Source organism: Lysobacter sp. DMC97 (assembly GCF_056313745.1).
Genome location: NZ_JBQUZR010000002.1, coordinates 269,730 through 294,117, shown reverse-complemented (window position 1 = coordinate 294,117; position 24,388 = coordinate 269,730). Strand labels below are relative to the sequence as shown.

At 69.5% G+C, this 24,388-nt stretch carries 10 protein-coding genes; 4 read left to right on the top strand and 6 right to left on the bottom strand.

Annotated elements, in window-relative coordinates:
* The first annotated feature begins 77 nt into the window (after positions 1-77).
* The 4 genes from gltB to ACT53Q_RS04210 all read left to right on the top strand — a co-directional run bounded on the left by gltB (position 78) and on the right by ACT53Q_RS04210 (position 7,089).
* A complete protein-coding gene (gene gltB, locus ACT53Q_RS04225) occupies positions 78-4,556 on the top strand; it encodes a glutamate synthase large subunit (RefSeq protein WP_476185410.1) in 4,479 nt (1,492 codons plus the stop codon).
* Positions 4,557-4,746: 190 nt separating this feature from the next.
* Positions 4,747-6,240 (top strand): FAD-dependent oxidoreductase, encoded by a 1,494-nt coding sequence (locus tag ACT53Q_RS04220; RefSeq protein WP_476185409.1) that lies wholly within the window; start codon positions 4,747-4,749, stop codon positions 6,238-6,240.
* 121 nt (positions 6,241-6,361) lie between these two features.
* Positions 6,362-6,664, top strand: coding sequence for a hypothetical protein (locus tag ACT53Q_RS04215; protein ID WP_476185408.1), 303 nt, complete (start codon positions 6,362-6,364; stop codon positions 6,662-6,664).
* 80 nt (positions 6,665-6,744) lie between these two features.
* Positions 6,745-7,089, top strand: a complete 345-nt coding sequence (locus tag ACT53Q_RS04210) for a hypothetical protein (RefSeq protein WP_476185407.1) — start codon at positions 6,745-6,747, stop codon at positions 7,087-7,089.
* Between the two features lie 134 nt (positions 7,090-7,223).
* On the opposite strand, the gene folE is transcribed toward ACT53Q_RS04210, so the two are convergent.
* The 6 genes from folE to ACT53Q_RS04180 all read right to left on the bottom strand — a co-directional run bounded on the left by folE (position 7,224) and on the right by ACT53Q_RS04180 (position 24,330).
* A complete protein-coding gene (folE, locus tag ACT53Q_RS04205; protein ID WP_476185406.1) occupies positions 7,224-7,880 on the bottom strand; it encodes a GTP cyclohydrolase I FolE in 657 nt (218 codons plus the stop codon).
* Between the two features lie 85 nt (positions 7,881-7,965).
* Positions 7,966-9,834, bottom strand: a complete 1,869-nt coding sequence (gene recD, locus ACT53Q_RS04200) for an exodeoxyribonuclease V subunit alpha (RefSeq protein ID WP_476185405.1) — start codon at positions 9,832-9,834, stop codon at positions 7,966-7,968.
* Positions 9,831-13,211: a UvrD-helicase domain-containing protein gene (locus ACT53Q_RS04195; RefSeq protein WP_476185776.1), complete on the bottom strand. Its 3,381-nt coding sequence runs from the start codon at positions 13,209-13,211 to the stop codon at positions 9,831-9,833. Before ACT53Q_RS04195 ends, recD begins: the two co-directional genes overlap by 4 nt.
* Positions 13,208-16,624, bottom strand: a complete 3,417-nt coding sequence (gene recC / locus ACT53Q_RS04190; RefSeq protein WP_476185404.1) for an exodeoxyribonuclease V subunit gamma — start codon at positions 16,622-16,624, stop codon at positions 13,208-13,210. The genes ACT53Q_RS04195 and recC overlap by 4 nt, the downstream gene beginning before the upstream one ends.
* A 53-nt stretch (positions 16,625-16,677) precedes the next feature.
* The gene (locus ACT53Q_RS04185) at positions 16,678-17,196 is read right to left on the bottom strand and encodes a DUF1993 domain-containing protein (protein ID WP_476185403.1); all 519 of its coding nucleotides are present in this window, start codon (positions 17,194-17,196) and stop codon (positions 16,678-16,680) included.
* Between the two features lie 177 nt (positions 17,197-17,373).
* Entirely contained in the window at positions 17,374-24,330 is a 6,957-nt protein-coding gene (locus ACT53Q_RS04180; protein ID WP_476185402.1) for a putative Ig domain-containing protein, read from the bottom strand.
* Positions 24,331-24,388: the final 58 nt, after the last annotated feature.

The window sequence follows — 24,388 nt, the reverse complement described above, 5'->3', positions numbered from 1 at the left end:
CCGATCGGCCCGCGAGGGCGTCCGCGCCTCCCGATTCCCCGTGAATCCCCTGGCGTTCCCTTCCCGGAGCCCGTCCGATGGAAAGCGATCAACGCGGCCTGACCGGCCTCTACGACCCACGCGACGAGCGTGATGCCTGCGGTTTCGGGCTGATTGCGCAACTCGACGATCGTCCCAGCCCTGCCCTCGTGCGCAGCGCGCTCGAGGCGCTGGCCCGCATGACCCACCGCGGCGGCGTCGCCGCCGACGGACGCACCGGCGATGGCTGCGGCCTGCTGCTGAAGACCCCGGATGCCTTCCTCCGCGCGATCGCGGCCGAATCCGGCATCGTCCTCGGCCAGCGCTACGCCTCGGGAATCGTATTCATGCCGCACGACGCGGACGCCATCGACCGCGTCCGCGCCGCCTTCGCCCAGGCGCTGCGCGGCGTCGGCCTGGCGGTGTCGGGCTGGCGCACGGTGCCGGTGGACGCGTCGGTCTGCGGCGATCTCGCCCGCGCGCACCTGCCGGCAATCGAACAGATCTTCGTGGTCCCCGTGCTCGACGTCGAAGGCGCGCGCATGGCGGCGGCGGAATTCCAGCGCGCGCTGTACGTGGCGCGACGCCGCGCCGAACAGGCGCTGCAGGACGTCCCCGGCCTGCACGTGGTGAGCCTCTCGGCCAGCAGCATCGGCTACAAGGGCATGGTGCTGCCGGAATCGCTGCAGGCGCTCTATCCCGACCTGCAGCGGCCGGAACTGGCGAGCAGCGCGGTCGTCTTCCACCAGCGTTTCTCCACCAACACCAGCCCGCGCTGGCCGCTGGCGCAGCCGTTCCGCCTGCTCGCGCACAACGGCGAGATCAACACCATCGCCGGCAACCGCGTCTGGGCCCGTGCCCGCGCCCACATCTGGCGACCGAACGGGTTCGATCCGGCCGAGTTCGATCCGCCGATCGAGATGAGCGGCTCCGACTCGCAGAGCCTCGACTCGATGCTGGAACTGCTGCAGGCCGGCGGCATGGATCTGCTGAAGGCGCTGCGCATCCTCATCCCGCCGGCGACGCAGTCGCTGGAATACAAGGACGCCGACCTGCTGGCGTTCTACGAGTACTACGCGCTCAACAGCGAGCCGTGGGACGGCCCGGCCGGCATCGTCGCCTTCGACGGCCGCTTCGCCACGTGCACCGTCGACCGCAACGGCCTGCGCCCCGCGCGCTGGCAGGTGAGCGACGACCGCACCTTCATGGTCGCGTCCGAAGCCGGCGTGTGGGACGTCGACAACGCCCGCATCCTCGCCAAGGGCAAGCTCGGCCCGGGGCAGATGATCGCCGCGGACCTGGAGACCGGCCGCCTGCTCGATTCCGACGCCATCGACGCGATCAACCGCGCGCGCGCGCCGTACAAGCAGTGGCTGAAGCAGGGCATGACCTACCTGCACACCGAACTGGTCGATCCGAACCTCACCTCGATGCCGTTCGACGCGTCGACGCTGGCCGGCTTCCAGAAGCTGTTCCAGCTCACCCGCGAGGAGCGCGAGCAGATCCTGCGCCCGCTGGCGGAAACCGAGCAGGAAGCCGTGGGCTCGATGGGCGACGACGTGCCGATGGCCGCGCTCTCCGCGCAGGTGCGGCCGCTGTACGACCGCTTCCGCCAGGCGTTCGCGCAGGTGACCAATCCGCCGATCGATTCGCTGCGCGAAGACTGCGTGATGTCGCTGGGCACGCAGATCGGCCGCGAGGGCAACCTCTTCGCCGACGGGCCGGAGCAGGTCGCGCACGTCATGCTGAACTCGCCGGTGCTGTCGCAGCGCAAGCAGCGCCAGCTGCTGACGATGGCACCGTACGCCGAATCGCATCGCTACCTCGATCTGAACTATCCGCCCGAAGAAGGCCTGCGCGCCGCGCTCGAACGCCTGTGCGCCGAGGCCGAGGCCGCCGCGCGCGACGGCGTGCTGCTGCTGATCCTCACCGACCGCCGTCCGCGCCGCGACCACCTGCTGGCGCACGCGCTGCTCGCCACCGGCGCGGTGCACCAGCATCTCGTGCGCACCGGCCTGCGCTGCACGTCCAACCTCATCGTCGAGACCGGCACCGCGCGCGATCCGCACCACTTCGCCTGCCTCATCGGCAACGGCGCGACCGCGGTGTATCCCTACCTCGCCTACCAGACGCTGCACGACCTCGGCGAGCGCGGCATCCTCAAGACCAAGCACGGCGAAGGCACGCAGATCGGCCGCAGCTACCGCCGCGGCATCAAGAAGGGCCTGCTGAAGATCATCTCGAAGATGGGCATCAGCACCATCGGCAGCTACCGCGGCGCGCAGCTGTTCGAGATCGTCGGCCTCGCGAAGGAAGTCGTCGACCTGTGCTTCACCGGCACGCCGTCGCGCATCGGCGGCGCCACGTTCGAACAGCTGCAGACGGAGACCGCGGAAGTCGCGGCGCGCGCCTGGGACAACAACGCGTTGCCGGAATTCGGCGGCCTGCTGCAGTTCACGCCGAACGGCGAGTACCACCAGTACAACCCCGACGTCGTCACCACGCTGCAGCGCGCCGTGCGCAGCGGCCTGCGCGAGGACTGGAACGCCTACGCCGCCGCGGTGAACGGCCGCCCGCCCGCCGCGCTGCGCGACCTGCTCGCGCTCGACACGGCGAAGGCGACGCCGATTCCGCTCGATGAGGTCGAACCGGTCGAAAGCATCGTCAAGCGTTTCGACACCGCGGCGATGAGCCTCGGCGCGCTGTCGCCCGAAGCGCACGAGGCGCTGGCGATCGCGATGAACCGCCTCGGCGGCCGCAGCAATTCCGGCGAAGGCGGCGAAGACCCGCTGCGCTACGGCACCGACAAGGTGTCGAAGATCAAGCAGGTCGCGTCGGGCCGCTTCGGCGTGACACCCGAATACCTCGTCAACGCCGAAGTGCTGCAGATCAAGGTCGCACAGGGCGCCAAGCCCGGCGAAGGCGGCCAGCTGCCCGGCCACAAGGTCAACGCGCTGATCGCGCGGCTGCGCTACGCGCGCCCGGGCATCGGCCTGATCTCCCCGCCGCCGCATCACGACATCTATTCGATCGAGGACCTCGCGCAGCTGATCTACGACCTGCGCCAGGTGAATCCCGAGGCGCTGATCTCGGTGAAGCTGGTCGCACACGCGGGCGTGGGCACGATCGCCAGCGGCGTCGCGAAGGCCGGCGCGGATCTCGTCACCATCTCCGGCCACGACGGCGGCACCGGCGCCAGCCCGATCTCCTCGATCCGCTACGCCGGCACGCCGTGGGAACTCGGCCTGTCGGAAGCACGGCAGTCGCTGATCGCCAACGGCCTGCGCGACCGCGTGATCGTGCAGGCCGACGGCGGCATGAAGACCGGCCTCGACGTGATCAAGGCCGCGCTGCTCGGCGCCGAATCGTTCGGCTTCGGCACCGCGCCGATGATCGCGCTGGGCTGCAAGTACCTCCGCATCTGCCACCTCAACAACTGCGCCACCGGCGTGGCCACACAGGACGACCGCCTGCGCGAGGACCACTTCACCGGCCTGCCCGAACGCGTCGAGCATTTCTTCCGCGGCCTCGCCGAGGAAGTGCGCGGCTATCTCGCGCAGCTCGGCGCGCGCACGCTCGACGAGATCGTCGGCCGCACCGATCTGCTCCGCCAGACCGAAGGCACGCTGCCGGTGCATCGCCTGCTCGACCTCGCGCCACTGCTGTCGACCGACGGCCTCGTCGGCCCCGCGCGCTGCGGCGTGCGCGCGCCGCAGCCGGCACCGACCGGTCTCGCCGCGACGCTGGAAACCGACCTCGCCGACGTCATCGCGCACAAGCGCGGCGGCGCGTTCCGCCATCCGATCCGCAACACCGACCGCAGCATCGGCACGCGCCTGTCCGGTCGCATCGCGCGCCTGCACGGCAACCACGGCATGCACGGCGCGCCGATCGACCTGCATTTCGACGGCAGCGCCGGCCAGAGCTTCGGCGCGTTCCTCGCCGGCGGCCTGCACCTCGAACTCGAAGGCGAAGCCAACGACTACGTCGGCAAGGGCATGGCCGACGGCCGCATCGTCATCCGCCCGCCGCAGGGCGCGCGCTACGTCGCCAGCGAATCGCCGATCCTCGGCAACACCTGCCTGTACGGCGCCACCGGCGGCGAACTCTACGCCGCGGGCCGCGCTGGCGAACGCTTCGGCGTGCGCAACTCCGGCGCGCTGGCGATCGTGGAAGGCGCGGGCGACCACTGCTGCGAATACATGACCGGCGGCATCGTGACGGTCCTCGGCCGCACCGGCCTGAACTTCGGCGCCGGCTTCACCGGCGGCATGGCCTACGTGCTCGACATCGACCGCGACTTCGTCGATCGCTACAACCACGAGCTGATCGACATCCTGCGCATCAACCACGAAGGCTTCGAGAACCACCGCTCGCACCTGCTCGACCTGCTCGAACGCCACCAGCGCCTCACCGGCAGCGCGCTGGCGCAGCGGCTGATCGACAACTTCCGCGACTACCTCGGCAAGTTCTGGCTGGTGAAGCCGAAGGCGGTGAGCATCGAGTCGCTGGGCGAAACCCTGAGGCGCGCGGCATGACGATCACGCACATCGCGACACATCGCACGGCATCGCGGCCGCGCCCCCTCCCCAACCCTCCCCCGCATGCGGGGGAGGGAGATTCATACGCCCTCCCCATCCCTCCCCCGCACGCGGGGGAGGGCGATCCGCGCGCAGCGCGGATGGGTGGGGGCCGACGTTCGGCAGGCGCATGCGGGGGATCACGTCCATGAGCAAGAAGACGCCACAGGCGTTCCTGCAATCGCAGCGGCAGATGCCCGATCGCGTGCCGGTCGAGGCGCGTCGCGACGGCGACTGGCACGAGCTGTATGGCCGCTTCGGCGAGCCCGAGGCGAAGACCCAGGCGTCGCGCTGCCTCGACTGCGGCAACCCGTACTGCAGTTGGGGCTGCCCGCTGCACAACTTCATCCCGCAGTGGCTGGAACTCGCTCGGGAAGGCCGCGTGCACGAAGCCGCGGCGCTGTGCCACGAGACCAACCCGCTGCCGGAGATCTGCGGCCGCGTCTGTCCGCAGGACAGGTTGTGCGAAGGCTCGTGCACGCTCAACGACGGCTTCGGCGCGGTCACCATCGGCGCGGTCGAGAAATACATCGTCGACAAGGCGCTGTCCGAAGGCTGGACGCCCGATCTCTCGCACGCGCCGGCCACCGGCAAGCGCGTCGCCGTCGTCGGCGCCGGCCCCGCGGGCCTCGCCTGCGCGGACCGGCTCGCGCGCGCGGGCGTGCAGGCCGTGGTGTTCGATCGCTACGAACAGATCGGCGGCCTGCTGCAGTTCGGCATCCCCAGCTTCAAGCTCGAAAAGACCGTGATCGCCGAACGCCGCCGCGTGCTCGAAGGCATGGGCGTCGAATTCCGCCTCGGCGTCGAGATCGGCCGCGACGTGTCGCTGGACACGCTGCTCGCCGACTTCGACGCGGTGTTCCTCGGCCTCGGCAGCTATCGCTACACCGACGGCCAGCTGCCCGGCCAGGACCTGCACAACGTGCTGCCGGCGCTGCCGTTCCTCGTGCAGAACGGCCGCATCGTGATCGGCGAAGACAATGCCGCCGGCCGGCCCATCGCCGGCTGGGAAGACCGCGTCGAACTGCCCGACCTGCGCGGCAAGCGCGTGGTCGTGCTCGGCGGCGGCGACACCGGCATGGACTGCGTGCGCAGCGCCGTGCGCCTGGGCGCGGCCGAAGTGAGCTGCGTCTATCGCCGCGACGAAGCCAGCATGCCCGGCTCCGCGCGCGAGGTCGCGAACGCACGCGAGGAAGGCGTGCGTTTCCTGTTCCAGCGCGCGCCGCTGGCACTGCTCGACGACGGCACGGGCCATGTCCGTGCCGTGCGCGTCGCCGAAACCCGCCTCGGCGAACCCGATGCCCGCGGCCGCCGACGCCCCGAACAGGTGCCCGGCAGTGAAGTCGACCTCGACGCCGACATCGTGCTGATCGCGTTCGGCTTCCAGCCCGATCCGCCGGCGTGGCTCGTCGCCCACGGCGTCACGCTGCACGAGGACGGCCGCATCCGCGTCACGCCCGCGCCGCCGCCGCACCACCCGTTCCGCTTCGATCCCGCGAATCCCGTGCATCCGTACCAGACGACGAACCCGAAACTGTTCGCCGGCGGCGACGGTGTCCGCGGTGCGGACCTCGTCGTCACCGCGGTGCAGGAAGGCCGCGACGCGGCGGGCAGTATCGTGCGGTTCATCGGCGCGGTGTAAGCCGGGCGCGGACAGCGCCTGCCGAAATACCTGCCATGTCACCACAGGCAAGGAACCTGCTCGTTATGACAGGTTGAATTGCATTCGCACAGGTTTTACAAAGGACGGAGAGCGAAACCCCATGATTGAAGGCATCATGAAGATCTCCGACGAACAAATCGAAGCGGCAATTCTTGAGGCAGGCAGCGAATTTGATTCCCACGAAATCATTCGGAAAATCGTGCAGAAAAATCAGCACGCATACATCGCGGAATTGTCTTCCGTAGAAAGCGAAACACCCTTCCAGACATTTCATTCGATGCTGGGAAAGCGCATCAAGACGATCTGCATGCGCCATGGATTCACAGGCCACGCATCGCGCAGCCAGGATATCTTTGGTCAATACAGCAAATGCGTCTTCTGGACCCGCCTGGACGACACCTAACGCTCCGAATTCAAACATGCCATGCGATGCACTATGCATCTGAACTCATGAATCAAGGGCCATAGAAGAGACAACCGGCGATGCGTCATCTGATTTTTGCAGCTTTCATTTCTGCAATGTTTTTTTCATTTCCTGCAAATGCGGCAAAGACCTACACCCCGGAACAACTCCGGAAAATGGTCGAATCAGGAAAGCCACCAAAACAGGGAACCCCTACCACACAGAATCAAGTCATGGCATTCAACGTTTGCGTAGGAAAAGTTGACGCCATCGTAGATTCCATTGAAGGGCAGTACCCGGCAAAAAACATCGTCCAGACGAAGTTTCTTTACATGGTGAAGGTCTGGACAAACGATGCCGCCATGACGCTTTCCTGCAGCCAGCCTGACAGAAAGCTGATTATCACCACCGCCCAATATCTCTGAGTTCGCAAGCCAAGTCATCGACCCAGAGTTGTCTGGCACACAACATCTGGGTGCAGAGCACCCAGCCTGCAAGTTCTCATGTCGTGATTTGGCAGTTCACTCACCTACCACCGACGTGACTACGCCGGCACGGATCACCTTCCCCCACGCACCCGGATCAGTTCCAGGAACTCGCTGCGGGTCCGCGCGTCGTCACGGAAGGTGCCGAGCATCTTCGAGGTGACCATGCTGACGCCGCGCTTGTGGATGCCGCGGGTGGTCATGCATTCGTGCGCGGCTTCGATGACGACGCCGACGCCGCGCGGTTGCAGGGTCATCTGGATGCAGCGCGCGATCTGCGCGGTCATCTTCTCCTGCACCTGGAAGCGGCGCGCGTAGGCTTCGACCACGCGGGCGAGCTTGCTGATGCCGACGACGCGACCGCTCGGCAGGTAGCCGACATGCGCGCGGCCGACGATCGGCGCCATGTGGTGTTCGCAGTGGCTCTCGAATTCGATGTCGCGCAGCACGACCATCTCGTCGTAGCCCTCGACTTCCTCGAACGTGCGCTTGAGGTATTCCTCGGGGTCCATGGCGTAACCGCTGAACCAGTCGAAATACGCCTTCGCCACGCGCTTGGGCGTGTCGAGCAGGCCTTCGCGGGTCGGGTCGTCGCCGGCCCAGCGCAGCAGCACGCGCACGGCCTCCTCGGCCTGCACGCGGCTCACGCCATGGCGTTCGTCCGCTGCGTTCGCGGCGGTGTCCTGCGGCTGTCCGTCACGGGAATCGTCGTGGGAATCGTGCGCGCACATGGCGGGGGTCTCCGGCGGGGGACGGGCATGGTAGCGCGATCCCGCGACGGCCGCGCAGTGCCGGCCCGTGCACGATCGCAACGCCTCATTCCACGGGTCGCACGCGTGCTTGCAGGCGTGCGGCGAGCCCGGAATCTCGCCAGGTGCGGCGGTCGATGCTGCGCCGCAGGAGGTCCGGCGACGCCCACAGCAGCGCACGTTCGCGCGCGCGGGTCAGCGCCGTGTACAGCAGCTCGCGCGACAGCACGCGGGCATCGACGTCGGGCAGGATCAGCGCGATCCGCGCGAACTCCGACCCCTGCGCCTTGTGCACGGTGGTCGCCCACGCGGACGCATGCGCGGGCAACTGCGCGGGGCGCCACGCACGCAGGCCGTTCGCGGTATCGAACCACACCGCGATCTCGCCCTGCGCATCACGCCAGGCCACGCCGAGATCGCCGTTGAACAGGCCGTGGCGTTCGCTGTTGGCCGACATCGCCAGCAGACGGCCGTGGAAATACGGCGTGCGCCCGCCGAGCTCGGTCGCACACCACGCGTTCCAGTGCTCGGCGCCAAACGGACCTCGACGCAGTGCGGTGAGCAGGCGCAGCGTGGTCGCGCGCTGCAGCGCCTGCGCCGGATCGTCGGCATCGCGCACCGCGACGAACGCAGGCAACGCCTCGCGCCGCAGCGTGTCGGCGAGCGCCAGCGTGTCGCCCTGGTGCCAGTCGAGCGAGGCGTCCTCGCCATCGAGCACCGCGAGCGCGGCATCGGCATCGCCGCGCTGCACCGCATCGGCGAGCGTGCGCAATCCGGCCGCGCCCGCCTGCCGCCAGCCGCGCACGAGCTGCACGCGCGCACCGGCCAGCGGCGCATCGTCGGACGTCGCCGGCACCTCGGCATCAAGCAGCGCCGATGCGAACGCCGCATCGTGCGACGGGAACGCGAGACCATCGCCCGCGGCGACGCACAAACCGCCGAGCACGTCGCCGGCCTCGACCGCGGGCAACTGGTCCGGGTCGCCGAGCAGCACCAGCGTCGCGTCGTCGGGTACGGCGTCGACCAGCTTCGCCATCAGCGGCAGGTCGATCATCGAGGCTTCGTCGACGACGACCAGATCGAACGGCAGCGGATGTCGCGCATCGTGGCGGAACCCGACGCGACCGGGCCGCGCGCCGAGCAGGCGATGCAATGTGCGGGCGCGACGCGGCACGGCGTCGGCGAGCGCGGCATCGAGACGGCCGGCGTCGACATCGGCGCGCAGCACCGCATCGATGGCCTCGCCCAGGCGCGCGGCGGCGCGGCCCGTGGGCGCAGCGAGTGCGATGCGCGGTGCGGGCGCGTCACGCAGGCGCGCGTCCGCGAGCCGCAGCGCGAGCAGCCGTGCGACCGTCGTCGTCTTGCCCGTGCCCGGGCCACCGGTGATCAGCAGCAGTCGCCGGCGCAGGGCGATGGCGGCCGCAAGCGCCTGACGATCAAGCCCGGTGTCGTCGCTGCGCAACGGAAACAACGCGCGCAATGCATCGGCCAGCGGTGGCGACGCCGACGCTTCGATCGTCGCGTCGGCGCGCTGCACCAGCCGATCTGCCAGTCGTTGCTCGTAGCGCGCATAGCGTTGCAGCGCGACGCGGCCGTGCGCGAACGACAGCAGCGTGCCGCGCGGGTCGTCGCCCTCCCGTTCGAGCGCCACCTGCGACGACGCGCGCAGCGCCTCGGCCCAGGCATCGGTCTCAGGCAAGGTCGCCTGCACGTCCAGCGCCGCCAGCAGCGCGCCGGCATCGGCCAGCGCGAAACTGCTGTGGCCGAGCGCGACCGCGCGCATCGCCAGCGCACCGGCGAGCGCCACCGGCGTCGACGCATGCAGGCGTTCGCGCAGCAGCGCGGCGAAGGCGGCGTCGACCGTGCGCAACGCGCCTTCGGCCTGCAGATGGCGCAGCGCGCGCGCGGCGATGGCGTCGCGATCGTCAGCGCTCATCGCGTCGACTCCGTCGCTTCGGTTCCGCCATCGAACAGCGCATCGAGTGCCGCGAGCAGCGCCGGCGACACCGGATCGACGTGCACACCGCGCCGCGAAGAGATGCCATCGCCATCGTCGTGCGGATCGATGCCGCGCAGGAACAGGTAGACCGCGCCGCCGATCATCGTCGCGTCGTCGAAACGCTCGCCATGCCGCAGGCGCAGCCAGCGCCGCAGCGCGACGAGGTAGATCAGGTATTGCAGGTCGTAATCGCGCACGCGCACCGCATGGCGCAGCGACTCCGGCCCGTAGCCGGGCAGGCGGTTGGTCTTGTAGTCGAGCACCCAATGACGGCCGTCGGCATCGCGGTAGACGAGGTCGATGTAGCCCTGCATCAACCCGTCCAGCGTCGCCTGCGCGGGTTTGCGCGCGCGCGGGTAACCGTGCGCCTCCAACAGCGCATACACGGCGTCGATGCGCATGGGCCGCAGCCGGAAATGGAACGCCATCTCGCGGGCCTGCATCGACGCCGGCAGCGTGCACAGACGCACGTCGCCGGGCAACCGTACGTTCAGCGCCCGCGATACCAGCCGCGCGGTCTGCGCCAGATGCACGGGCGTCGCTGCAAGCCCTTGGCGCATCAGCGCGCGTTCCAGCAGTTCGCGCTGGCTGTCGGGCCAGTGGTCGTCGAGCAGCGTCACCTGGACATCGGCATCGCGACGCCACGCCATGGCGTCGGCAGTTTCCAGCACCGCGTGCACCGCATTGCCGAACGCCGTGCCGCCAAGGCTCGTGGCTTCGACTTCTTCGATCGCGATCGCAATCGATTCATCCTCCGCGCCGCGCATCGTTTCGACATCGTCGCCGTGCGCGAGCAGCGATGAAAAACTGTGCAACCGTGCATCGTTGGCGAAGCGACGCCGCGCTTCGCGCACCGGCGGCGGGGGTACCGGCGCAGTGCCACGGTGTGCGACCGCGGCGACCGCACGCGAGATGGACGCCGGCAGTGCAGTGATATCGACATCGCGTACCGCAATGCCGGGGTCACGCGCAGCCAGCGCGTCAAGCCGCGCACGCATGCCCGCGGCGTCCAGCGTGTCGGCCTTGCGGCCCATGCGCGCACCGTCGTGCAGGAGCCAGTGCAGCGCGGTGTCCTCGGTGCTGCCGCTGCGGCTCCACACCGCATGGATCGCGTACTTGGCGCGCGTCAACGCGACGTAGAGCAGGCGCTGCGCTTCGGCAGCGTCCTCGTCTTCGGCGCGTCCTTTCGCATCGAAATCGGGCGACGCCGGCAATGCCTTCGCCACCCACGCGCGCGCCGGGCCGGTCGTATCGAGATGAAAGTCATATACCTTCAGTGAGGACGGCGGCGGCTCGCCCAACCGCGCCACGAACGGCAGTATCACCACGGCATACTCCAGACCCTTGGCCCTGTGCATGGTGGTGATCTGGATCAGCCCGGCATCGGCCTCCAGTCGCAGTTGGCGGCTGTCGTTCTCGCGAGTGCTGGCATCGGCCTGCGTCGAGAACCAGCGCAGCAGTTCGGCCGGACCATGATGCTGCGGCGCTTCGGCCTGCAACAGTTCCAGCAGATGCAGCAGATCGGTGAGCCGGCGCGCGCCGCCGATCTCGCCCAGCCAGCGCGGCGCGGCCTGTCGCGCGAACGGGAGCAGCGCCGGCAGCGGGCCGCGGCTGCGCCATAGCGCCGCGGCGCGGTCGAAGTCGTCGATGGTCCGTGCCGAACGCTGCGGGTCGCTGTCGAAGGCTTCGATCGCCGCGGCGTCGAAGCCCAGCAGCGGCGTGGCAAGTGCGGCGCGGAACAGCCCAGGGTTGCCGGGTTCAGCCAGCGCACGCAGCACGGTCTGCAGCATACCGGCGGCCTCGCTGTCGAACACGCCGCCCTTGCTGAGCAGCGCCGCCGGCACGCCTGCGGCGGCCAGCGCACGCTGCATCCGCAGCGCTTCGTCGTTGCTGCGCGTGAGCACTGCGATGTCGGACGGCCGCAGCGGTTCACCGCGCAATGTTGTGTGTGCGAGCAGATCGGCGATGACCGCGACTGCCGTCGCGCACATCAGCGGCAGTTCGTCGTCCTTGCTGCGGAAACCCTTGTAGGCATTCGACGAATGATGCTGCGTCTTGTCTGGCGCGGGTGGCGGCAGCCAATGCAGGGTCAATGCGGGCACCTGCGCATCGTCGATGCGCAGATCGGCGTCGGTCGCGCCGCCCGCCGCGCGCAACGGATGGAATTCGATGCGCGGATCGCGGAACGGCTGCGCGTGCGCGGTGAACACGGTCTCCAGCGCCTGCAGCATCGCGGGCCGCGAACGATAGTTGGCGTCGAGCGCGTACTCGCCTGCCGCCCCACCCGCGTCCGCCAGACGACGCACGCGGTCGCGGGCGCTCAGATACGTCTCCAGATCGCCGCCGCGGAAACGGTAGATCGCCTGTTTGGGATCGCCGATCAGGCACAGCAGCCGCTGCTCCGGATCGCTCGCGTCGTGGATACGACTGAAGATGTGCCACTGCCGCGGGTCGGTGTCCTGGAATTCATCGATCAACAACAACGGCCAACGTTCGGCCAGCGCTGCGGCGAACGCAACATCTTCGCTGGCGCGCCACACCGCTTCGATCAACTGGTCCTGGGTGCGTTCGCCGCGTAATTGCATCAGCGCCGCGAAACGCGCCTGCGCCTCCGCGCGCAGTGCGTGCAAGGCGGTCGCGGCCTCAGATTCTTCCGCACGCGGCAACGTCGTGCGCGCCGGATCGCAGAGTTCCGGCAGAGACTTCGCCAGCGCGGCGGGACGCGACCAGACCTCGCGCAGCAGCGCGTACTGTGCGGGATCGCCCTCGTCGCCGGCCGCGCAACGCCACAGCTGCGCCGCGACCTCGTCCCAGGCTTCGGGTGCGCCGTCGACCAGTTCGACATCGGCCAGCAGCCTTGCGCGAAAACCGAACTCGCGCAGCGCGCGCTGGCAGAAGCCGTGGATGGTGGCGATCAGCGCTTCGTCGAGCTGCGCCAGCGCCGCGCGCAGACGGTCGCGGAGCGTGGCGGCGTCGACCTGCACGCTGGCTTGCACGAGCACGGCCTTCGCAGCGTTCGCTTCGCTGTCGTCGTCGCGCGTCGTCGCGCCATCCAGCACCTTCTGTGCAGCGAGCAGACGTTGGCGCAGGCGATTGCGCAACTCCTGGGTGGCTGCGCGGGTGAAGGTCACCGCCAGAAGCTTCTGGATCGGAACGCCGCGCTCCAGCAACAGGCGCAACAGCACCGTGACGAGCGTGAAGGTCTTGCCTGTCCCGGCGCTGGCTTCGATCAGGCGCAAGCCGTGCAGCGGCAACGCAAGGCCGAGATCGCCGCTGTCGCCTGCGGGCTGCGGGCGAGGATCGGACGCGCTCATGCCTGCGTCTCCAAGGCATCGAAGATCACGCGCGCGACCGCGCCGAAATCCAAAGCACGCACGCTGTCGACCGCATCGAACAAGCCATGCGGACGGAACGCGAGTGCCAGCCATGCATCGGCGGATTCCCCGCCGTAATCGCCGAAGCGCGGTGCGAACGCCTGCTGCGCCGCAGTCCATGCGGCGACGTGATCGGCCGGTTGCTTCGCACGGAATTTCTCGATGTAGGCCCAGCCCGCCTTCGGCGCGAATGGCAGTGGTTCGCACTGGCCGCGGCGAAACAATGCGAGCAGCGCATTCAATCGCGCCAGCGCTGCGTCGCGGTCGATACCCGCGAAGGTCCGGATCGCGATCGGCGGCACATCCTCTGGCGCATCGCCGGATTTCTTCCGGCCGCCCTTCGCTTCGCCCTCGCCAACCAGCACCGTGCGCGCATCTGCGCCGTGGACCGACGCCAGCAGCAGATGATCGATGCCCGCGCGCAACCGGCGCTTGCCGTCGAGCTTGCCGGATTCAAGGATCAACCGCAGCGGATGGCCGTCGGCGTCGCGATGCACGTCGTCGAAACGGAATGCCACCGGCGCCGTGGCTTCGGCGACCTCAGGCGATGTCGACGCGGTCAGCACGGCGCGCGCTTCTGCCAGCAGCCCGCGCGCCAGAGGCCGCGTGTCTTCGATCAGCGCTTCGCCATCGCGGCCCGGCGGCAATTCGGCGCGCGCGCGCATGCGCCGAACCACATCACCGTCATGGTCTTCAATCCGCTGCCGCGGGTCATCGGCAGTCAAGGCCGCGATGACCGTGTAGCGGCGCAGCTTGTCGCTGCCCTGCGGTTCGCGGTCGTCAGGCATCTCGTCGCGGGTCGTCAATCGCAGGCCGAGTCGATCCTGCAACCAGGCTTTCGCCGGGTTCGCGAAGAACGCCTGCAGCGCGTCGCGATCCGGCGGTTCGAATTCGACCGTATCCATCGCCAGTGGTGCAGTCACGAACGGAGGTTCGTTCACCTGCATGGCCGCAGCCGTGGGCATCGCCCATTCCTTCCGATACGAAAACCGCCGCGGTTCGACGCCACCGTCATCGCCCGCGCCGAACGCGCGCGGCGAGAACGGCTGCAGCGGATGCTGCACGCAGAGCTGGTCGCGAACCTGTTCGCCGTGCATGCGCTCGATAGCGCCCAGCAGTTCGGCGATCACCGGCGATGGCTCGCGCACGCTGCCGTCGCGTGCGTCGCTGCCGCCGTAGCTGAGATAGAACACGTCACCGGCCGCGCACAGCAACTGCAGGAACAGGAAGCGGTCGTCGTCGCGCACCGAACGGTCGCCCGGATAGCGCGGCGCGCGGCCCTGGATCGCATCGACCAGGCGATTGATGTCGTCGGCCGGTTCGCGGCGCGGGTAGGCGTCGGCGTCCAGCCCAAGCAGGCAGATCACGCGGAACGGCACCGTGCGCAGCGGCACCATGCCAGCGAAGGTCACGCCGCCGGACAGCCATGGTCGATGCGGCGACGGCAGGGTCAGCGCGTCGCGCAGCGCGCGGCGCACCAACAGGGCCGGCAATGCACCCGCGTTCGCGGCTTCGCTGGCGAAATCGTCCAGCGTTTCCAGCAGCAGCCGTCGCGCCTGGGCTTCGGCCTCGTCCTGCGGCACCGGCGCCAGCGACGCCTGCAGCCAGCCCGCGAGCCGCGCGCGCCATTCGCTCGCGGCATGCGGTTCGCGCATCCACGCGGCAAGCTCGCGCAACCGGCGATAGAACGCCAGCGCGCGATCCAGCGTTTCGGCATCCGCGCCTTCGAGTTCGGAATACGGCGCGATCAGTTCCGTGCCGACGACGGAGGCGTGCGCGCCATCGCCCGCGGCGTAGCCGCTGAGCAGGCGATCGATGCCGAAATCGAAACTGTATTCGCGCCAACGACTGGCGCCAGCGCGTTCGCGCGCGTGCTCGTCGTCGCCCCAGCGGATGCCGGCAGCGGCGAACCAGTCGTCGATCCGCGCGCGCTGGGCGGTGTCGAGCTGCAGCGCATGCGCGACCGCCGGTGTCGCGAGCAGATCGCGAAAGCCGCTGGCGGTGAGTGGAGCGTCTGCCAAGGCCAGCACGTCCAGCAGCATCGCCACCAGCGGATGTGACTGCGCCTGCGGGCGATCGGCAAGCGCGAACGGAATGTAGCGCGGATCATCCGCCGACAATCCGCCGAACACTGCGCGCGCCAGCGGCAGGTAATCCGCGATATCGGGCGCCAGCACCGCGATGTCACGCGGCTGCAGCGGCGGGTCGAAGCGGCAGTCATCCAGCAGGGCGCGCAACTGATCGTGCAGTACTTCGACTTCGCGCAGCTTCGAGTGGCAGGCGTGCAGTTGCAACGACACATCGCCCGGGTCGTATGCGGCGGCGGTCGGCGGGGCGCGCTCCAGCACGTCCTGCTGCAGGCGGTGCAGCAGCGTGTCGCGGCCCGGCTCGACGAACAGTTCTGTCTCGCGCTGCGGCAGCACCACATCGTAGGAAAACAGCTGTGCGACGATTTCGCGACCGCCCGCACCCCAGGCAGTGAGTAGCGGATTGTCGCGTTCTGCATCGGCGAGCGCCGCCGACAGCGAGGCGATGCCGTCGCGCTTCACGCGCTCGCGCAGCGATTCGACATCGCCCCAGTATTCGGCCGACGGCATGGGCAGGTAGAAATCGAGTTCGATCCACTGCCCCACCACCGCCAGCATGTGCAGTACATCGGGCGAGACGTGGATGGTGCCGAACGCGGCCACGCGCGGCGGCAGTCCCGGCGGTGCGATGCCGGCGTAGTCCTCGGCGTCGCGGTCGTGCCGCGCCAGCCAGTCGCCGAGCAGCGCGGCGCGATGCATGGATCCTTTCAGCCGCTGATGCAGGCTGCGCCACAGCTGAGCCTGCCAGTCGTCGCGGCTGGCAGACACGTTGCGTTCCCAATCGCGCAGCCAGTCGGGGCGATAGGCCTGGTAGCGGTCGTAGGCCGCGGCCAGCGCATCGGCCAGTGCGTAGCGGGTGATCGCGCGTTCGCCCGAATCGCGCCTGTCGTCCGCCGTGGCCCGCTGCAGATGGTGCTGCACTGGCTCCGGCAGGCCGGTTGCGTTGTCACCGAGCAGTGCGTAGAGCTCCCAGCGCAGGCGTTCGCGGTCCCACGGCGAGGCCTCGGGCAGCGCGGGACGCGCCGCGCGCAACAGCCGCCAGACGAATTCCGACGGCGTGCACAGGTCCAGGTTGGCGGCAACGCCGAAGCGTTCGGCCAACGCCTGTTGCAGCCAGTGCCGCAAGGCGGGCTGCGGGATCAGCACCACGTCCTGCGCCAGCGAATCGGGGTCCGCGGGCGTCGCCAGTCGCGCGCCGAGATGCGCCGCCAGCCGGTCGAGCCGGTTGCCGGAGATCAGGTGGAAGCGCGCGGATGCGGTCGGCATCGCGCCATGATGCCGGAGACGCCGCGTGGGCGTCTCCGGCACGGTGACGCGGTTCAGCCCTGGCCCGCAGGACCGAGGTAGTCCGCCTTGCCCAGCGGCACGCCGGCGTGGCGCAGCAGGCCGTAGGCGGTGGTGCAGTGGAAGTGCACGTTCGCCAGCACCCAGCCGAAGACGTACTCACGGCCGGTGAAATGCAGGTCGCCGCGGCTGCGCGTGGACACGACGATCGCGCGCGATTCGGCGCCGTCGAACGCCGATGCAGGCACGGAGGCGATGTAGTCGATCGCGCGCGCGAGGCGGTCGTCGAGTTCGCCGAAGGTGGTTTCGTTGTCCTCGAACTTCGGCGCCTCGCCGCCGCTGAGGCGGCCGACGGCGTTCTTGGCCATGTCGGTGGCGATCTGCACCTGGCGGGTCAGCGCGAACATGTCGGGCGCCAGGCGCATGCCGAGCAGGACGGCGGGATCCCAGCCCTGCGCCTCGGCGTGGGCGTGGCCCTTGCGCAGCACGTGGCGGAGCTGTTCGAGGGCATGGCGAATGGCGGGGACGGCGTCTTCGGCGATCGAGAAGGACATCGAGGTTCCGGGGGTCGGGGGAAGAGCGCGGAGTCTATGCCGCGCGCGGCCCGGGGGCAGCCGCCACCGGCGCATCACTGCGTCGCCACCACGGAATGGCGATGCCGCGGCGCAAAAAAAGCGCCGCTGCGGAGGCAGCGGCGCTCGGGTGTCGCATGGATCGGAAGCGGGTCCCGATCAGAACTTCCGGTCGACGTTGACCTGGATGCCCTGGTCCTTGTCGTCGCTGCCCACCATGCCGCGGTAGTCGAAGCGGAAGGACCAGTCGTTGTCCAGATCGAACATCAGGCCGAAGCCGAACAGCAACCGCGTGCGGTCGAACTCGTTCAGGCCGGCGCGGTAGAACGGACCCAGCGGCAGGTCGGCGTAACGCATCGTCTGCGCGCTGCCGGCCTTGAAGTCGTGCTGGTACTCGACCATGAACTTCGGCACGAGCATGCCCCACGACATCTGGCGGTGGTAATCGACGCGCAGGCCGGCGCTGCCGGTGTCGGTGTCGACGTCCATGCTGTCGTAGCTCAGCGCGAAGATCGGGTCGCCGTGCTCGGTGTAGCGGTCGAGCTGTGCACGGGCCACGTCGCCGCGCAGGTACGGCGAGAACCGCCATGCGCCGTTCTCGATGTCCGCACCCACCGACACCGAACCGAACCACTGCGCACCGTCGCGGGTGGCGCGGACGAAGCCGCCGTTCGCCGTCACGTAGCGGCGCAGGTCGTAGCTCAGCGTCTGGTAGCCGAACAGGCCGTCGACGAAGAACCGGTTGCCCGGGCTGTAGCTGCCGTACAGAGCGAACGTGTAGGCGTTGCCGTCGTTGCGCGAGCCGTTGTCGCCGATGTCGCTGCCGTCGCGGCCATAGCCGAGGCCGCCGCCGAAAGCGAAGACGTCGTTGACGCGGTAATCCAGGCCGACGCTGAGGCCGTCGGTCTCGAAGTCCACGCCCGCGCTGCCGCCGCGGCCGTCGTGGTTGCCAGAGCGGATCGAACCCGTCGCCCAGGCACCGAAGGCGCTGCCGTTGCCATTACCGTTCGCGGCGTTGCCGGTCATGCCGTTTCCGGTCATGCCGTTGCCCGCCAGGCCGTTGCCGGCCGAGCCGCCGTTGCCGCCCAGACCGTTGCGCGAGCAGTTGCGATCCGGGATCTGGCCCACGATCTCCGGGCAGTACGGCGAGGTCACCGCCGAGACGCCGTTGTCGAAGTGCCCGCCGTCACCGCCACCGCCGTGCAAGCGCTGCATGCGCTGCTGGAAGTTGTCGATCTGCGAGCTGGCGAAGCGACGGGTCGCATCCGCCTGCGATTCCAGCAGGCCACGGACTTCCGGATCACGCGACGGATCCGGACGCTGCACGATGTTCAGCGTGTAGGCACGGGTGCCCTGGAAGCCCAGGTTGTCGGTCGCGCGCACCGTGAAGGCGAACGCGCCCGACACCGTCGGCGTGCCGCTCAGCACGCCGGCGCTGCTCAGGGTCACGCCGGCCGGCAGCGCACCCACCGTCACCGCGTAGGTGTACGGCGCGGTACCGCCGGTCGCGCTCAGCGTCTGGTTGTAGGCCACCGAGAACACGCCGGCCGGCAGCGTCGCCGGGTTGATCGTGATCGTCGGCGCCGACAGCGCCAGGGTGTAGGCGTTCGTCACCGTCGCCGCGGTCCCGGTGGTGCTGTCGGTCGCGCGGATGCTGAAGGTGAAGTTGCCCGCCACCGTCGGCGTGCCGCTGAGCGTGCCGGTCGCGGTGTTCAACGTCAGGCCCGCCGGCAGTGCACCGGACGCCAGCGCGTAGGTGTACGGCGCGATGCCGTTGCTCGCGGTGAACGTCTGCGTGTACGCCGTGCCGGCCGTGCCGCCTGGCAGCGCACCCGCCGCGGGCGTCAGCGTGAGCGTCGGCACCGCGATGGTCAGCGTGTAGTTGTTGGTGACGGTGGCCGCGGTGCCGCCGGTGCTGTCGGTGACGGTCACGCTGAGGTTGAACGTGCCCGACTGCGTCGGCGTGCCGCTGAAGGTGCGGGTGCCGGCGTTGAAGGTCAGGCCGGTCGGCAGTGTGCCGGTCAGCGTCGTCGTGTACGGCGCGATGCCGCCGCTGATCGTCAGCACCTGCGAGTAGGCCGTACCGGCGGTACCGGCCGGCAGCGTCGCCGGGGTCAGCGTCAGCGTCGGCACCGCCACCACGACGGTGTAGGCACGGCTGGCGCTCTGGCCGAAGGCGTCGGTCGCTGTCACGGTGAAGTTGAATGTGCCCGAGGCCGTGGTCGTGCCCGACAGCACACCGGCCGACGTCAGCGTCGTGCCCGTCGGCAGGCTGCCGGCGGTGACGGTGAAGGCGTACGGGGCCACGCCGCCGGTCGCGGTCAGCGTCTGGCTGTAGGCCAGGCCGGCCGTGGTGTTCGGCAGTGTCGCCGGGGCGATCGCGATGACCGGCGCCGGGACGTCCAGCGTGTAGTTCTGCGTGATCGAGAACGGTGCGCCCGTGCCCGTCAGCACCGTGTCGGTGGCGGTGACGGAGATCGGGTAGCTGCCCGGGACGGTCGGCGTGCCCGACAGCGTGTTGCCGCTGAAGGTGACGCCGGCCGGCAGGGCGCCGGTCAGGACGTAGTTGTACGGACCCGGGCTGCCGCCGGCGGTGAAGGTCTGCGAGTACGCGGCGCCGTAGGTGGCGTTGAGCGTGCCCGCGGCCGGGGTCATCGTCAGCACCGGCGCGGCGATGGTCACCGTGTAGGCGCGCGAGCCCGTCTGGCCGTTGGCGTCTGTGCCGGTGACGGTGAAGTTGAACGTGCCGACCTGGAACGAGGTGCCGAAGAGCGCACCGGCGCCGGTCAGGGTGAGGCCGCTCGGCAACGCACCGGCGGTGACCGCGACGGTGTACGGGGAGACGCCGCCGGTCACGGTGATGCTCTGGCCGTAGGCGGTGCCCGCCACCGGGTTCGGCAGCGTGGCCGGGTTCACCGTGATCGTCGGCGCCGGCACGTTGAGCGTGTAGTTGTTGGCGACCGTGAACGGCGCACCCGCACCGGTCAGGACGGTGTCGGTGGCGGTGACGGTGATCGGGTAGCTGCCCGGCACCGTCGGCGTGCCGCTGATCGTGTTGCCGCTGAAGGTGAGGCCGGCCGGCAGCGCGCCGGTGAGGGCGTAGCTGAAGGTGTTGGAGCCACCCGAGGCCGTGAACGCCTGCGAGTAAGCGGCACCGTAGGGCGCGGTCAGCGTGCCCGCGGCGGGCGTCAGCGTCAGCGTCGGCGCGGCGATCGTCACGGTGTACGCGCGATTGCCGGTCTGGCCGAAGTTGTCGGTCGCGGTGACGGTGAAGTTGTACGTGCCGACGACGTTGCTGGTGCCGGACAGCGTGCCGCCCGAGGCCAGCGTGATGCCGGCCGGCAGCGCGCCCGCGGTCACCGAGAAGGTGTACGGCGCGGCACCGCCGGTCGCGGTGACCGTCTGGCTGTAGGCGGTCGCGGCGACCGGATTCGGCAGCGTGGCCGGGTTCACGGTGATCGTCGGCGCGGCCACGGTGATCGTGTAGTTGCGCGCGACGGTGAACGGCGAGCCGGTGCCGGTGGAACCGGTATCGGTGGCAGTGATCGTGATCGGGTAGCTGCCCGGCGCAGTCGGCGTGCCGGAGATCGTGTTGCCGCTCAGGCTGAGGCCGGCCGGCAGCGCGCCGGTGACGGCGTAGCTGTACGGACCGACGCCACCGCTGGCGGTGAAGGCCTGCGAGTAGGCCACCGCATACGGCGCGGTCAGCGTGCCCGCGGCCGGCGTCATCGTCAGCGTGGGCGCGGCGACGGTCAGCGTGAACGCCTGGCCGACGGTGTACGGGCCGTTGCCCGTGCTGGTGTCGGTGGCGGACACGTTGAGGTTGAACGAACCGGCCTGCGTCGGCGTGCCGGAGATCGTCACCGTGTTCGCAGTGGTGCCGGTGATCGACAGGCCCGCCGGCAGGTTGGTGACCTGGTAGCCCGACCACGGCTGCGCGCCACCGTTGAAGGTGAAGGTCTGCGTGTACGGGCTGGCGACGGTGGCAGCGAAGCCACCGGACGGGGTGATGGTGATCACCGGGTCATTGACCGTGATCGAGACCGTGGCCGGCGCCGAGGTGCCGCCGGTGTTGGTGGCGGTGTAGCTGAAGCTGTCCGGACCGGCGTAACCGGTGTCCGGCTGGTAGGTGATCGTGGTGCCGCTGACGATCGCGGTGCCGTGCGTCGGCGCCGTGGTGATCGCCAGCGAGGTCGCGGCGCCGCCGCCGAGGGTCAGCGGGACGTTCGTCGCCGCGGCGTTGTAAGCCACGGTCAGCGAGGAGTTGGTCGCCGTCGGCGGCACGTCGATCACGGTGATCGTGTGGGCGCGGCTGCTGATGTACGGACCGGTGCCGGTGCTGCTGTCGGTCGCGGTCACCGTGAAGTTGAAGGTACCCAGCGCCGACGGCGTGCCGGTAATGGCACCCGTGGACGGATTGAGGGTCAGGCCGCCCGGCAGCGCGCCGGCGTTGATCGAGTAGGCGTAGGGCGCGGTGCCGCCCGACGCCGGGCCGGTGTTGCCGGTATAGGCCGCGCCGAGCACGCCGCCCGGCAGCACGACCGCCGGCAGGGTGATCGTCGCCGGCGCGATGGTCAGCGTGTACGCCTGGGTGCCGGCGAACGGACCCGGGAACGGACTGCTGTCGGTCGCGGTGACGGTGAAGTTGAACGTGCCGCCCGCGGTCGGGGTGCCACTGAGCACACCGGCCGGCGACAGGGTCAGGCCGGCCGGCAGCGCGCCGGCGGTGACCGCGAAGCTGTACGGCGCGACGCCGCCGCTGGCGGTGATCGTCTGGCTGTAGGCCGTCGCGACCGCGCCGTTGGGCACGGTGGCCGGGCTGATCGTCACCGGCACGTCGTCGTTGGTGATGGTGCCGACGCCCTGGTTGTCGCTGATCGTCGCGTTGCTCGCGCCGCTCAGGTTGACGAAGAAGGTCTCGTTGGCTTCCGGCACAGTTTCGCCGATCACCGGCACCGTGATGGTGCGGGTGGTCTGGCCCGGCGTGAAGGTCAGCGAGCCCGACGTGTTCGTGTAGTCGGCCGGCTGGGTCGCGGTGCCGTCGGCGGTGGCGTAGTTCACGCCCACGCTCTGGCCGCTGGCCGCGCTCAGGGTCACGGTGAACACGGCGTTGGTCGTGCCGCTGTTGCCTTCGGTCACGGTGACGTCGTTGATCGACAGGCTGGGCAGCGGGTCGTCGTTGACGATCGTGCCCACGCCCTGGCCGTCGATCACGACCGCGTTGATCACGTTGGTGACGTTGACGAAGAAGGTCTCGCTCGGCTCGTTCAACAGCTCGCCGTTGACCAGCACCGTGAAGGTATAGGTGCTGCTGCCGGCCGGGATGGTCTGGTTGGTGAGCGCGCTGGCGACGTAGTCGATACCCCCCGTGGCGCTGCCGTTGGCGGTGGCGATGTCGAAGGTGACGCCGCCCGGGCCAGCCGGGGCGCTCAGGCTCACCGTGAAGGTGAAGTTGGTGGTGCCGGCGTTGCCTTCGTTCGCGGTGACGTCGTTGATCACCAGACTCGGCAGGTCGTCGTTGAGGATCGTGCCGGTCGCGCTGGCAGGCACGCCGACGGTGTAGCCGGCGCCGGCGTTGAGGGTCAGGGTGACCGTCTCGTCGGACTCGATGGTGGCATCGGCGGTCGGGTTGACGGTGATCGTGCCGGTGGTGCTGCCCGCCGGGATGACCAGCGGCGAGGCGATGGTCGCGTAGTCGGTGCCGTTGGTGGCGGTGCCGCCGATCGTGTAACCGATCGAGAGCGCCGAGAACGACGCCTGGTTCAGGGTGACGGTGTAGACGAGGTTCGGGGCACCGTCTTCCGCGACATTCGCGGGCGAGACGCTGATGGTGGCGCTCGGCACGTCGTCGTTGAGGATGGTGCCGGTGGCGCTGGCCGGCACACCGACGGTGTAGCCGGTGCCGGCGGCGACGGTCAGGGTGACGGTTTCGTCGGCCTCGACGGTGCCGTCGACGTTCGGATTGATCGTGATGGTCGCGGTGGTCGCACCGGCCGGGATGACGACCGTGGCGACGCCGCCGGCGTAGTCGGTGCCGGACGTGGCGGTGCCGCTCGTCGTGATGTTGACCGTGGTCGGCGAGGTCAGGTTGAGGCTGCGGGTGACCGTGTAGGTGAGGTTGGTCGCGCCGTCTTCACTCACCGAAGCCGGCGACACCGCGATGCTGACGCTCGGCGGCGGGCTGACGGTGAGGGTGTAGTTCTCGACCTCGAAGTAGCTGCCCGGGCCGGTGCTCGAATCGGTGACGCGGATGGTGACCGGATAGTTGCCGGGCGCGGCGGCCGTGGTACCGCTGACCACGCCGGCGCTGGAAATGGTGATGCCGGCCGGCAGCGTGCCGGTCTCGAGCGCGTAGGTGTGCGGGGCGACGCCGCCGGTGGTGGACAGCGTTTGCGAGAACGCGACGCTCTGGATGGCGGTGCCGCTGGGCGTGGCGAGCGTCAGGGTCGGGTTCTGGACCGTGCCGGTGTAGCCCTTGTCGACGAACTGCGCGGTGGGGCTGGTGGAATCCGTCGAGCGCACGCTGAAGGTGTAGCCGCCGCGCTGGGTCGGCGTGCCGCTGAGGACGCCGCCGCTGCTGAGGGTCAGGCCGACCGGGAGCACGCCGCTCTGCAACGTGTAGGTATAGGGCGCGAGGCCGCCGGTGGAGGTCAGGGTCTGCGAGAACGCCGTGCCCGCGGTCATCGTCGGCAGCGAGGCCGGCGAGACGGTGATGGGCGAGGCGGACGGCGTGATGGTGATGGTCACGCCGACGGTGTTGCCCGCGACGGTGCCGTCGGTGAATTCGAAGTAGTCGCTGGTGGCGGTGTCGTTGTTGTGGCTGTAGTCCACGAACCAGCTGCTGCCGGTGATCCGCAGGTTGGCGGTACCGTGGGCCGGGAACGCGGGACCGTCGACCGCACCGATGCCGGCGAAGGCGATGCTGACGGCGCAGTTGGTGACGTCGACGGCAACCGTGCCGCCCTGCGAGACCGTTCCGGTCTTCGCCGCGCATTGCACGGACGTGTGGGCTGCACTGGCCAGCGTGGGCCACATCGCGGCGAGCGCGAGCAGGACGACGATCAGACCGGCACGGGCCGAACGGCCCCGGCCTTTCGCGAAGAGCGACGTGAGCATGTGCATATCCCTGTTCCCCTGTGGTTCGTCCCTGCGGGACGGCCTTGCGGTCTATCGC

Coding starts and splice junctions, on each gene's coding strand:
- ACT53Q_RS04195 (WP_476185776.1), bottom strand. CDS start 13,211: ATGAGCGCGTCCGATCCTCGCCCGCAGCCCGCAGGCGACAGCGGCGAT.
- ACT53Q_RS04180 (WP_476185402.1), bottom strand. CDS start 24,330: ATGCTCACGTCGCTCTTCGCGAAAGGCCGGGGCCGTTCGGCCCGTGCC.
- ACT53Q_RS04220 (WP_476185409.1), top strand. CDS start 4,747: ATGAGCAAGAAGACGCCACAGGCGTTCCTGCAATCGCAGCGGCAGATG.
- ACT53Q_RS04210 (WP_476185407.1), top strand. CDS start 6,745: ATGCGTCATCTGATTTTTGCAGCTTTCATTTCTGCAATGTTTTTTTCA.
- gltB (WP_476185410.1), top strand. CDS start 78: ATGGAAAGCGATCAACGCGGCCTGACCGGCCTCTACGACCCACGCGAC.
- recD (WP_476185405.1), bottom strand. CDS start 9,834: ATGAGCGCTGACGATCGCGACGCCATCGCCGCGCGCGCGCTGCGCCAT.
- folE (WP_476185406.1), bottom strand. CDS start 7,880: ATGTGCGCGCACGATTCCCACGACGATTCCCGTGACGGACAGCCGCAG.
- ACT53Q_RS04185 (WP_476185403.1), bottom strand. CDS start 17,196: ATGTCCTTCTCGATCGCCGAAGACGCCGTCCCCGCCATTCGCCATGCC.
- recC (WP_476185404.1), bottom strand. CDS start 16,624: ATGCCGACCGCATCCGCGCGCTTCCACCTGATCTCCGGCAACCGGCTC.
- ACT53Q_RS04215 (WP_476185408.1), top strand. CDS start 6,362: ATGATTGAAGGCATCATGAAGATCTCCGACGAACAAATCGAAGCGGCA.